The organism is Micromonospora sp. M51, assembly GCF_018070305.1.
Classification (GTDB): domain Bacteria; phylum Actinomycetota; class Actinomycetes; order Mycobacteriales; family Micromonosporaceae; genus Micromonospora; species Micromonospora parva.
In genome coordinates this window covers 1-11,709 of record NZ_JAGPXZ010000115.1, presented here as the reverse complement: position 1 = coordinate 11,709, position 11,709 = coordinate 1, and the positions used below count along the sequence as shown (strand labels likewise).

The window sequence follows — 11,709 nt, the reverse complement described above, 5'->3', positions numbered from 1 at the left end:
GCCCCGAACCCCAGCCCCGACCCGTAGGCGCTGACCGCGTACGACGCCCACACCCACCCGAACCGCCGACCCAGGGATCGCCTCGCGGACAAACCCGCACCTCCCGCTCCCGACAACTCGTCGTTGACCGCCGCGATCAAAGCAAGGCCACTGACCGTGGATCAAACAACCAGACGAGCGGCGCGGCACAACCAGAGGTTGTGTCAGTAGGGTTCGTCGGGTGAACCTCGACGCCGTCCGCACCTTCGTCGCCGCCGTGGACGCCGGCCAGTTCCAGGACGCCGCCGCCGCGCTGTCGATCACCCAGCAGGCCGTCTCCAAGCGCGTCGCCGCACTGGAGAAGGACCTCGGCGTACGGCTGTTCACCCGCACGCCTCGCGGCATCGCCCTCACCGTCGACGGTCAGACCTTCCTGCCGCACGCCCGTGAACTGCTGCGGGCCGAGGCACGCGCCGACGCCTCCGTACGCCCCGGCCGGCGGGCACTGCGCGTCGACGTGCACAGCCGGCGGACCGCACCGGCGGTGCTGCTTCAGGATTTCCACCGCGCGCATCCGCGCATCGAACTGGACGTGGTCACCCTCGACGCCGACGTGCACGCCGCGATGGCCGCCGTCGAGGCGGGGACTGTCGACGCCACCTTCCACGCCGTCACCGTCGCCGCGCGCCATCTGCCCGCAGCGATCAGGGCCACCCGCGTGATCGACGAGCACCACGACCTGCTCGTGGGGCCACGCCACGCGCTCGCCAACGCCCGTACCGTCACGCCCGCGCAACTCGCCGAGCACCGCATCTGGATGCCCGGCATGGCCCCCGGCACCGAATGGTCCGCCTACTACGACGAGCTCGCCGCCGCGTTCGGCCTCACCATCGACCTGGTCGGGCCGGTCTTCGGCAACGAGGCGCTGCTGGCCGAGATCGCCGACTCCGCGCAACTGGCGACGCTCGCCGGCGAACGCACCCGGTACCTGTGGCCGGACAGCTACGACCTGCGCCGGATACCGGTACGCGACCCGGCGCCGGTCTACCCCATGTCACTCATCTGGCGCGACGACAACCCGCACCCCGCGCTGCGCGCACTGCGTGAGCACCTCGACTCCCGCCGGGTCCCGGCCCCCGACGCCGAGGTCTGGCTACCTCCCTGGGGTTGAGACGACGCCGGGACAACTGGGTACGGTGGCCCCGTGCTCTCGGCCGTGAAGGGTCTGTCCCGCTACCACACCGAGGAGTCGCTGCGCGCGTACCTGCTCCAGCGCTCGCACCGCACCGAGAGCGGCTGCCTCATCGTCCACGGCTACGGGCCGCGACGCGGGGTGCACCAGAAGGTCGCCGGCCGCGCGTGGGCGCACATCGCCGCGTACGCGGTGCTCGTCGGTGACTACGACCCCGCCCTCGACGTCGACCAGGCCTGTGGGGCCGCCGACTGCATCGAACCAACCCACCTACGTCAGGTCAGCCGCGCGGAAACCTGCCGAACCCGGTCACAGTCAGCGCAGTGCCGCAACGGCCACGACCGTGAGCTCGATGACGCGACGGGTCGCTACCGGCGGGTCTGTCGGGCCTGCAACCGGGAGGCGCAGCGTCGGTGGCGTGAACGCGAGGCCGCCGAGGTGGCGCAGGCGCGCGCCTCGTACGGCCGCACGTAGCGCGCCCGACGCGCAGAGCTGAACGAAGCCGGCCGTACGGCGGATGCGACCCGGCCGCAAACCCATCCTTAGGCAGATGTCCCGAGCGGCTCGGTGTGACAGTTTTGCCCCGTGACGACAGTTGATCGTGAAGTACAGCGCCGCCACCGGGTCCTGACGGTGGTGGCCGGTGGGGTTCTTCTCGGCGTGGTGGACCTGTTGCTACAGCTCGGTCTGCCGTACCCCTGGGCGAACCTGGCCAATTCCAGCGCCGTCTGGGCGGTCGGCGCGTTCGCCATCGGATGGTGGCTCCGCGCCGACTGGCGGCGGTCCGCGTTCGCCGGGATCGTGCTGCTGGTCGTCGCCGTGGAGGCGTACTACGTCGCGGCGGTCGTCCTGTTGGACGACAGCGCGCAGAACCTGTGGTCGCCGACGACGTTGATGTGGCTGTTCTTCGGAGTCCTCGCCGGCGCACTCTTCGGGGTGGCGGGTGGGCTGAGCCGCCACGGGCAACCGTGGGTTCGAACGATCGCCGTGGCCATGCCCGGTGCGGTCCTGCTCGCCGAGGCGGCCATGCTGTTCCACCGCAGCGCACAACCCGGCCACGACTCGCACTACCGCACCGACAGCCTGCAGACCGCGGTGATCGAAGCGGTGCTCGGCGCCGCACTGATCCTGGTGGTCGCTCGGACCAACCGGGTACGTCTGCAGGCGCTCGCCGCGGCAACGGCACTCGCGGTGCTCGGCTTCGCCGCGTACACCATTGCCGGCTTCGGCAGCTGATCAGTGCCGCATCAGCCCCGTTCTGCCAATGGGCTCCCCGTGCCCCGTTGGCGGTGTGTGGCGATGCAGGTCAAGCCCGATGTCGACGACCACGGAACGCTCCAGGGTGGCGACCTGTTCCAGCGGCACCCATTGCGCCAGGTCGGTCGTGCCGCCCGTCTCGGATCGCAGGTCACCGCCCGCGATCCGAGCCCGGTAGAAGACAGCCAGCGTGTGCAGGTCGACAATCCCGCCGTCGTAGCTCTCGACGGTCCGGGTCCGCGAGTTCACACCGAGCAGCAGCTCGACCTGCGCCTCGTACCCCGTCTCCTCGGCCACCTCCCGCACGACGGCGTCGAACGGATCCTCGGCGTGCTCGACCCCTCCACCAGGTAGCGTCCAGTGCCGCCGCGCCCGGTCTGGTGAGACCCAGCGGGCGAGCAGCAGACGATCGTCTCGCAAACACACCGCGTACGCGGCGACCCTGAGCCGTTGTGCGATCACAGTGACAGGATCTCGCAGTTCGCGGGCCAAGCGCTGCCCCCACGACACCATCCTGACGCGTTACGCACAAGAACTGTCATTATGATGCACGTGTGATATGCCCGTTTTGTGGCGGTGATTTATTGAATTACTGTTACCGGTAAACCGTTAATTGCCATAACAGGGTGGACGACGTCGCGTGTGGAGGGGCCCCGAAGGCGCGAGGGAGACGGGCACCTCCCGTCTCCCTCGATTCGAAGTCCTGGCCCAGCCCTATCTGCTCGATCAGGCCGCGGCGCGGTCGGCGAGTGGGCGGCGACGCAGTGCGGTGTCGGTCAGCGAACGCGGGGGCATGGGAGCGTTCGGGTTGTACAGGTTGGTCCCGGGCGGCACGATCTCGTCGATTCGGTCGAGGGCCGCGTCGTCCAGGGTCAGCGCGGCGCCCTTGAGGAGATCCTCCAGCTGCGGCATGGTCCGCGGTCCGATGATCGCCGAGGTGACGGCCGGGTGGGCCACTGTGAACGCAATGGCGAGCTGCGGGAGGGTGCAGCCGATGCTTTCCGCGAGGTCGACGAGCTGCTCGACGACGTCGAGCTTGGCGGCGTTTTCCGCGAGCGTGGGATCGAATCGTTCCGGCCGGATTGTGGGACGGCCGGTGGACAGGTCGATGGGCTGGTTCTTGCGGTACTTGCCGGTGAGGAACCCGAAGGCCAGTGGGCTCCAGACAAGCACGCCCATTCCGTAGCGCCGGCAGACGGGCAGGACCGAGGCCTCGATCCCGCGGGCCAGGATCGAGTACGGCGGCTGCTCGGTGCGGAAGCGTCCGAGGCCACGACGCTCGGAGACGTGATGCGCCTCGACGATCTCCTCGAATGGGAACGTCGAGCAGCCGAAAGCACGGATTTTCCCCTGGCGCACGAGGTCGCTGAGCACCGAGAGCGTCTCCTCGACGTCCGTCGAGTCGTCGGGGCGGTGGACCTGGTAGAGGTCGATCCAGTCGGTGTTCAGGCGCCTGAGGCTGTCCTCAACCGCCCTGAGGATCCAACGCCGCGAGTTGCCACTGCGGTTGCGGCCCTCGCCCATCTGGAAGTGCACCTTGGTGGCCAGGACAACGTCATCACGGCGCCCCCGCAGCGCCTTGCCGACGATCTCCTCGGACTCTCCCTGCCCGTACATGTCAGCGGTATCGACAAAGTTGATCCCCTGATCCACTGCGGCATGGATCATACGAACGCAATCGTCATGGTCGGAGTTGCAGCCATCCTGGAACATCATGGTCCCGAGGCAGTAGGCACTGACGTGAATGCCAGTTCCACCGAGGGTGCGATAGCGCATGGTGATGCTCCCTTGATTCAGCCGTGATCGCGGAGCGACAGAAGTGTCGACCGCACGGGAACCCTAGGATCTAGAGTTGACTCTAGGTCAAGCCGCTAGCCTGAACGGCATGGCTGAGGTCACCACAAATCTGAGCATCGGGCAGGTCGCCGAACGCACCGGCTTGAGCGTCCACGCGCTGCGCTTTTACGAGCACGAGGGCCTCTTCGTCAACCCTGTGCAACGTGGACCTGGCGGGCGTCGCGTCTACAGCCAGGATGACGTGGACTGGCTCACCGTCTGCATCATCTTGCGCGCCTCCGGCATGCCCCTGCCCGCGCTACGCCGATACGCCGACCTCGTCCGGCAGGGAGCCGGCAACGAGGAAGAACGACTCACGCTCATGCGCGAGCACCAAGCCCACGTCACCACCCAGATCGGCAGACTCGCCGAGTGCCTGGACCTGATCAGGTTCAAGGTCGGGGTGTACGAGGACATCCTCGACCCGGACAGCGGTGGCGACCGCCAATGCCACGCGGCATCTCCTTCGGCGAACGACGAAGACGCCAACAACATCGGGCTCATCAATGGCCCGCGAGGACCAGTGACGCCGGACCCGGCGCTGAGCCCGTAGTGGTCGTGCCATGGATAAGCTCCAGCGCTTACGGTCAGGTCGTCACTGTCAGCTCTTGCGAAGGCGAGAACCCGTGTCAGCGTCCCACCCCCCGTCGCCGGTGATCACGCATTTCGCGGCCCGCGCCGGCGACCACAACGACCGGGCCATGCAGGCGTCGGGAATGATCGCGGCCGAACTCGCCGCCCGGCTGGGTTCAGCACCGGTTGTCATCGGGTCACCCGAACCCGCGCTGTGTACCAACTGGGAAGAAGAGTTGGCCGCGGCTCGGCCGGCACTGCGCGCCATGGCAGAGCATTTCGACACGTTGTTGCGCGACGGCGCCTTTCCGGTCACGGCGCTGAGCCGCTGCGCGGTCGCTCTGGCGACGCTTCCCGTCGTCGCCAGGTATCGCCCGGACGCGGTGGTCGTCTGGTTCGACGCACACGCGGACCTCAACACTCCCCAGAGCAGCACGACCGGCTACCTCGGCGGCCTCGCCTTCAGCGGCCCGCTCGGTATGTGGGACTCCGGTCTGGGACAGGGGCTGAAGCCAGAGAACGCGATCCTTTGCGGGGCACGTGACATCGACCCGGGCGAGCAGCCCCTGATCGATGATGGCGTGATCACGCTGGTCGGGCCAGGACCGGACCTGGCGAAGAGGCTGCGGGCCGCGATCGCCGGCCGTCCGGTCTATGTGCACCTCGACTGCGACGTCCTCGAACCCGGCATCGTGCCCACCGACTACCTCGTTCCCGGCGGCCTCACACTCGGCGAACTCAGATCCGCCGCGCTCGCCATCGGCGATTCCGACCTCGTCGGCTTGGAGATCGGCGAGTTCGAGGCCGGGGAAGACGCCGATGGCCTCCCAGTTCACCCCGGTCCGCTCCTGGACGCTCTTCAGCCGCTACTCGACACGGCGGTGGACCTGAGTGCTGTTCCGTAAGGGGTTCGTCCGGGAGCCCTGTCCGGAGCAACCCGGGGTCACGAAGGCAGCCTGTCGACGGGGGCGCGCCCGGCCGGCGGCTGGAGCCAGCGATCAAACCAGGCGCGCGTGCGGCGCAGGAGGTCGAGTTGGTGGTGGCGTTCCCGGATCGCGTGGCCCTCTCTCGGGTACGTCACGAACTCGTGCTCGACATCGAAGTGGCGCAACGCCCGGTGCAGATACACGGCCTGCCCGAGGGGGACGTTGGTGTCCTCGGCGCCGTGCACGATGAGCACCGGAGTGCGGATCTGACTGGCGAAGGAGATCGGGCTGACCGCGTCGTGCGGGTGTGGTCCGATGCCGGACCAGCCGGTGCTGCCACCCAGCGCCGCCTCGAACTGGCCGTTGTCGCCGGTCGCGGCGAGCATGCCCCAGTCGACGATGCCGGCGCCGACGAGCGCGGCGCGGAAACGGTCGGTCTGGCCGATGGCCCAGGCGGACATGAAGCCGCCGTGGCTCCAGCCGGCGATGCCCAGCCGGTCGGGGTCGGCGACGCCCTCGGCGATCAGTAGGTCGATGCCGGTCAGGATGTCGGTCCACTCCTGCTGACCGACCCGGCCGGCGACGCTGGCGGCGAACTCGTGACCATGGCCCTGGCCGCCGCGCGGGTTGGGCAGGAACACCGCGTAGCCGGCGGCTGCCAGCCACTGCGCGCTGGGGAACCAGAACAGCTGGCAACGATCGGCGTAGCGATCGTACGGGCCGCCGTGCACGATCGTGACCAGCGGGAACGGGCCTTCGGACGCGTTTCTTCCGACCGGGAGGACGAGCAGGCCGTCCAGGTCGAGGCCGTCGACGGCACGGTAGGCCAGCGGCTGCTGGGTGCCGAAGGTGATGCCGTCGAGTTCCGGACGGGTGTGGGTGATGCGTCGCAGCGGCCCCGTTGGCGCTCCGATGTGCACGTTCGGCGGTTCGTAGCGGGCGCCGGTGCGTACCGCGATCATGTCGCCGGTGGGGGTGGCGGTGAGGTTGTCGAGACGTCCGGGGTGATGCGACAGGGTGGTGAGGTCGGTGTGATCGAGCCTGGCCACCGTGGTGTTCAGGCCGTCGGCGAACACCACCAGCGGGGCGGTGTCGGTCTGGCAGAGTTCGGTGGGGCACATCGAGAGACCAGCGGTGCGGTTACGGAGGACGCGGCTCTCCACTGCCAGGTCGAACACGGCGGTGCCGGCTTGCAGAAGCGGTGGGGTGAGCGCGACGTAACCGAGGTGCCAACCGTCCTCACCCGGCCACCATGCCAACGATCGTGCGTCGACCGCGACCGGCCCGAGGTTCTCCGCCGTTTCGGTGGTGGGGTCGAAGAGGTGCAGCTGGTTGGTGCGTGGCCCGTGGTCGTTGTCGGCGCTGGCCCAGGTCAGCACGGCGAGTGGGCCGCCGTCGGGACGTTGCCGCACCTCCACGACGTGCCGGTCAGCGAACACCTGCGGGCTGACCACCCGGCCGGTACGCAGGTCGAGCAGGCGCAACCGGGTACGCGGCTCGCGCTCGCCGACCACGATGGCGTCGTCACGGTCCCGGGCCCGGCGCGCGTCCCGTTCGGTGGGTTCGTCCTCGGCGAGCAGGGCGACCAGGTCGGGGTCGCTGAGCGGTAGGTGGTCGATGATCCCGCCGCGCCAGCTGGTGCACGTGGTCACCGCGCCGCTGGCGAGGGTGAGGCGGTGCAGTTGCGGGGTCCCACGCTCGGCGCGGTCGGACAGGAAGAACAGCGTCTGCGAGTCCGCCGACCAGCGTGGCCGGGACTCGGTTGCGGTGTCGGCGGTCGCCCGGCGCGACGCGACACCATCGGTGTCGACGAGCCAGAGCTCGGTGTCGAGGTGGTCACCGGCCCGGCTGATGGGAGCGAGAACGTAGCCGAGCAGTCGCCCGTTCGGGGCGAGTGCCGGGGTCTGCGGCTCACGACCATCGACGACGAGGTCGGTGGTCAGCCCTGTCATTCGATCAGTCTGCCAGCACCGGCGTGGCACCACGAACCGGTGCGCCGCTGACACGTCCGCGCCGGACTCTTCCACGGCGACGTCGAGGCATCTGGATAGCATTCTCACGTCCCGCTGGTGACGGGTGCGAGGAGGAAGCCGGTGGCCTGGTGCCGATACAGCGTCGGGCCGTCAGCTCATCTCCGGCCGCCGGGCCACCTCGATGGTGGAGCAGCGTGACCACATGTTCTCCGTGGAGGAACGCGACCTGATCCGGCAGCGGCTGTTGCGCCTCGCCGCGCAAGATCCCGCCGTGGTCGGCGCGGCGATCACCGGCTCGCATGCCAGCGGCGATGAGGATCGCTGGTCGGATGTCGATCTGGCCTTCGCGGTCAGCGACCCGCTCGACGTCGTCATGCGTCGGTGGACGCAACTCATGTACGGGGACTTCGCCGCTGTCCATCACTGGGACCTCCCTTCCGGGTCGATGCTCTACCGGGTGTTCCTGCTTCCCCACTGCCTGGAGGTCGACCTCGCCTTCGGCCCGGAAGCCGACTTCGGGCCGCGAGGCCCGAGTTGGCGTCTCATCTTCGGGCAAGCCGCACCGTCCCAGCCGGTTCCGGCGAGCGGTTACGACACAATCGCCGGCCTGGCGTGGCACCACGCCCTGCACGCGCGGATCAGCATCGAGCGAGGCCGATACTGGCAGGCGGAGCACTGGATCAGCGCGATGCGCACCCAGACGATGTCACTTGCCTGCCAGCGCCTGGGTCATGCCACCAGCTACGCCAAAGGCGCCCACCTCCTGCCCACCACCATCACCGGACCCCTCGAAACGACCCTGGTCCGTTCCCTGGACGAGGTCGAGTTACGTCGCGCGCTGTCGGCCGCCGTAGCCGTCCTGAGCACAGAACTCACTCGCACGGACGCGGCCCTGGCCGACCGACTGCGCCCGATTCTCGGCGAACTCGCCGCCAGCTCATGACGATCAACGCGATTGCGGTGATCGGGGCGTAGCAGGAGCATCGTCTCGTGGAGGAGATGATGCCCGGCGGCAACATGGGCGGCGCGATACGCGTCGGCGACACCGTTCGGCGTGCTGCCGCCGAATGGAACCCGACCGTGCAGCGCCTGCTGGGGCACCTTCGTGACCGCGGCCTCACCTGGGTGCCGCACCCGTTGGGCACCGACGAGTACGGGCGTGACACCGTCTCGTACCTGCCGGGTGTCGTGCCTCAGCACCCGCTGCCGGCCTGGGTCTGGAGTCGGGAGGTCCTCATCGACGCCGGCGCCCACCTCGCCCACCTTCACCAGGCCAGTCTGGGCTTCGATGTCTCCGGTGCCGTCTGGCAGTCCGCGGTACGGCAGCCGGCCGAGGTCATCTGTCACAACGACTTCGCGCCGTACAACATGGTCTTCACCGATGGCCGACTGAGCGGTGTCATCGACTGGGACACGGCCTCGCCAGGCCCCCGTTTGTGGGACGTGGCATACCTCGCCTACCGGCTGGTGCCGTTGGCGGACCCGAGCAACGGCGACGCCATTGACAGTGACCTGGGCGAGCGGGCCCGACGCCTGCGGCTGCTCGCCGCCTCCTACGGCTCGCAGCTGGCGCCCGCGGACGTCCTCCCCGTCGCCGTTGCGCGACTGCACGATCTCGCCGCCTTCACCGAGGCCCGCGCCGACCAGGGTCAGGAGACGGTTCGCAGTCACGTCGAGCTCTACCGCCGCGACGCGGCGTGGATCACGAGGCACGCCGATGAGCTGTGCCAGGAATCCGGCTGAACCACCGGTCGGTGTGACGCCGATTCCGGTGGGTGTCGTGGCGGACCGGGACGTCGCCACAGCTCGGCACCTGTTGGTGCGGCGGGATCAGTGGACGGGCCGGCCGAACCAGCGGGTGAGGTGGTGGTCCAGATCCCGCTGGTCGTCGCCGATCCAGGCGACGTGGCCGTCGGGGCGGAGCAGGACGCCGGGAGCGTCCAGTGCCGCGGTGGAATCCGCGAGGTGGTCGACCCGGTCGGACCAGCCGCCGACGGTCAGGCGTTCGATGCGGTCCAGCAGCAGGCCACGGCCGTGGTGCAGCAGGCCGTAGAGGTGCCCGTGCTTCACGTCGATGTCGGGCAGCCGGCGACCGAGCAGGTCGGGGCCGTCGCCGAAGTCGTAGCGGATGCCGATGGCGGTGATCTTTTTGAGCAGGTGCAGGTTCACCTCGTCGAAGTCCATCAGCTCGATGAGCAGCCGGCGCACAGCCTGTGCGCCCGGATCGGTGGACAGCAACTGCGTCTGGGCCCGGGTGTTGTCCAGCACGTCCTCGGCGACCGGACGCCGTTCGGCCTGGTAGGTGTCGAGCAGGGCCTCCGGCGCCCAGCCGCGGACCTGTGCGGCCAGTTTCCAGCCGAGGTTGACGGCGTCCTGAACGCCGAGGTTGAGGCCCTGCCCGCCGATGGGGGGATGGATGTGCGCCGCGTCGCCGGCCAGCAGCACCCGTCCGACCCGATAACTGTCGGCCAACCGCATGGCGTCGCCGAAGCGGGACAGCCAGCGCGGGGAGTGAACGCCGAAGTCGGTCCCGGCTACGGCGTGCAACTGGCGCTTGAAATCGTCGAGGGTGGGCGGTTCGGCGCGGTCACTGACGCCGGCGGCGGGGACCAGGACGCTGTAGACGCCGACGCCTGCTGGCCGGAGCCAGAACCGTTGATGGGTCTCGCGGATCTCGGCCACCCTGACGGCGATCTCCTCCGGCGGGATCCCTACTGCCATCTCGCCCATCAGGCTCTCGGTCCGTGCCGGCTCGCCGGGAAAGCCGACGCCGAGCAGTTTGCGAACTGTGCTGCGCCCGCCGTCGCAGCCGACGAGGAATCGCGAGCGCAGCCGTTCCCCGTCGGCCAGCTCAACGGTCACCCAGTCGTCGTCCTGCTCGACAGCGGCGACCGCCCGACCGCGCCGGACCTGCGCGCCCAGTTCGACGGCGTGCTCTTCGAGCAGACGTTCGATGACCGGCTGCGGAATGCCCAGCAGGTAGGCGTACCGGGGATCCAGGCCCGTGGGCGCGGGCTTGGGGATGGCGGCGAAGTAGGCGCTGGCCGGACGCCGCCGCCCGTGCGGGAGGATGCGTTCCAGCAGCCCGCGCATCGCCATCAGCTCCAGGCTGCGGATGTGCAGGCCGACGATGCGGACGGCCGATGGCGGCTCGGTCTCCTTCTCCACCACGAGTACCCGGACGTCGTGCAGCCGCAGCTCGGCGGCGAGCATCGCACCTGTCGGTCCGCACCCTGCGATGATCACGTCGTACGTGCGGGGGGCGTTGTCGGTGCTGCGGGTCGGAGATGACGGGCGGCCGCCGACGACGGAGTCGGGCTCGACGGGGGCGGTCGACGGGTTTTCGGCGGTGAAATGCGCAGGGTGCACAGGTGTCGCCTCTCGGGAGTGCCGTGTTGGCGGGGCGCTCCCGGCGACACCTATGTCAGTCGCCCGACCGTGACGGCAAGGGGGAGCACCCACATCGCTTGAACGTTCATGGGTCTCACCTCCTCGGGTGATGTCGCGGTCAGCGGCACGCTATCTCCCCCGGCCAGGTCGCGTCGAGCTCTTTTCCGCCGCCGGGGGTGATCACGACGTCGGGTGGGTCAGCGATCGGTGGAGCCACTCGGCCATCAGTGCGCGTTCGGCGTCGGTGAGCCCCGGCAGGTGGGGCAGCACCGTCGCGAAGGTCACCGCGACCGTGTTCGTGGTCGTGTCGGGTGTCGCCGGGGTTGTCGACAGGATGCTGGTGAGCACGGCGTCGAGCATGGCCTCGCTCAGGCCGGGGTCGCGCTGCTCGGGGGGCGTTCCGAGTAGCGCGAGGATGGTTCCGTGGCCCGCTGAGTGGATCATCATGAGTGCGCGTTGTTCGTCGACCCGCAGCAGACCGGCTGCGGCGAGTCGCCGGACGCGACGACGGAGCACGTCGAGGCCCGCGACGGTCGCCGGTGAGGGTGCGCCGCTCCCCCGGGCGGCCATCAGGGCGTACAGC

The 11,709-nt window shown here is 69.3% G+C and carries 11 protein-coding genes and 1 pseudogene; 7 read left to right on the top strand and 5 right to left on the bottom strand.

The window, feature by feature from the left end; all coding sequences use genetic code 11:
• Positions 1–220: 220 nt before the first annotated feature.
• The 3 genes from KBX53_RS36250 to KBX53_RS09185 all read left to right on the top strand — a co-directional run bounded on the left by KBX53_RS36250 (position 221) and on the right by KBX53_RS09185 (position 2,407).
• Positions 221–1,150 carry a LysR family transcriptional regulator gene (locus KBX53_RS36250; protein WP_210858638.1) on the top strand — a complete coding sequence of 310 codons (930 nt, stop codon included), beginning with the start codon at positions 221–223 and terminating at the stop codon, positions 1,148–1,150.
• 33 nt (positions 1,151–1,183) lie between these two features.
• Complete coding sequence (locus KBX53_RS09190; protein WP_210858636.1) at positions 1,184–1,645, top strand: HNH endonuclease; 462 nt, start codon at positions 1,184–1,186, stop codon at positions 1,643–1,645.
• 111 nt (positions 1,646–1,756) lie between these two features.
• A complete protein-coding gene (locus tag KBX53_RS09185) occupies positions 1,757–2,407 on the top strand; it encodes a DUF6518 family protein (RefSeq protein WP_210858635.1) in 651 nt (216 codons plus the stop codon).
• Here KBX53_RS09185 and KBX53_RS09180 read toward each other — a convergent pair whose 3' ends face one another.
• Together KBX53_RS09180 and KBX53_RS09175 are read right to left on the bottom strand one after the other, a co-directional pair.
• A complete protein-coding gene (locus KBX53_RS09180) occupies positions 2,408–2,941 on the bottom strand; it encodes an NUDIX hydrolase (RefSeq protein ID WP_256443340.1) in 534 nt (177 codons plus the stop codon). It abuts the gene before it with no gap.
• A gap of 213 nt (positions 2,942–3,154) precedes the next feature.
• Positions 3,155–4,204 (bottom strand): aldo/keto reductase, encoded by a 1,050-nt coding sequence (locus KBX53_RS09175; protein WP_210858631.1) that lies wholly within the window; start codon positions 4,202–4,204, stop codon positions 3,155–3,157.
• A gap of 109 nt (positions 4,205–4,313) precedes the next feature.
• On the opposite strand from KBX53_RS09175, the gene KBX53_RS09170 reads away from it, so the two are divergent.
• Both KBX53_RS09170 and KBX53_RS09165 read left to right on the top strand, forming a co-directional pair.
• The gene (locus KBX53_RS09170; protein ID WP_210858621.1) at positions 4,314–4,817 is read left to right on the top strand and encodes a MerR family transcriptional regulator; all 504 of its coding nucleotides are present in this window, start codon (positions 4,314–4,316) and stop codon (positions 4,815–4,817) included.
• 100 nt (positions 4,818–4,917) lie between these two features.
• Entirely contained in the window at positions 4,918–5,742 is an 825-nt protein-coding gene (locus tag KBX53_RS09165) for an arginase family protein (RefSeq protein ID WP_210858614.1), read from the top strand.
• A 38-nt stretch (positions 5,743–5,780) separates the two neighbouring features.
• Here the strand turns inward: KBX53_RS09165 and KBX53_RS09160 are convergent, their stop codons facing one another.
• Entirely contained in the window at positions 5,781–7,715 is a 1,935-nt protein-coding gene (locus KBX53_RS09160) for a prolyl oligopeptidase family serine peptidase (RefSeq protein ID WP_210858612.1), read from the bottom strand.
• A 223-nt stretch (positions 7,716–7,938) separates the two neighbouring features.
• Between KBX53_RS09160 and KBX53_RS09155 the strand changes: the two genes are divergently transcribed.
• Entirely contained in the window at positions 7,939–8,679 is a 741-nt protein-coding gene (locus KBX53_RS09155) for a hypothetical protein (RefSeq protein WP_210858611.1), read from the top strand.
• Positions 8,680–8,735: 56 nt separating this feature from the next.
• Positions 8,736–9,479 carry an aminoglycoside phosphotransferase family protein gene (locus KBX53_RS09150; protein ID WP_247675347.1) on the top strand — a complete coding sequence of 248 codons (744 nt, stop codon included), beginning with the start codon at positions 8,736–8,738 and terminating at the stop codon, positions 9,477–9,479.
• 87 nt (positions 9,480–9,566) lie between these two features.
• Here the strand turns inward: KBX53_RS09150 and KBX53_RS09145 are convergent, their stop codons facing one another.
• Both KBX53_RS09145 and KBX53_RS09140 read right to left on the bottom strand, forming a co-directional pair.
• Positions 9,567–10,982 (bottom strand): FAD-dependent monooxygenase, encoded by a 1,416-nt coding sequence (locus tag KBX53_RS09145; RefSeq protein ID WP_309140735.1) that lies wholly within the window; start codon positions 10,980–10,982, stop codon positions 9,567–9,569.
• Between the two features lie 324 nt (positions 10,983–11,306).
• A pseudogene (locus KBX53_RS09140) lies at positions 11,307–11,709 on the bottom strand (TetR family transcriptional regulator); the annotation flags it as partial.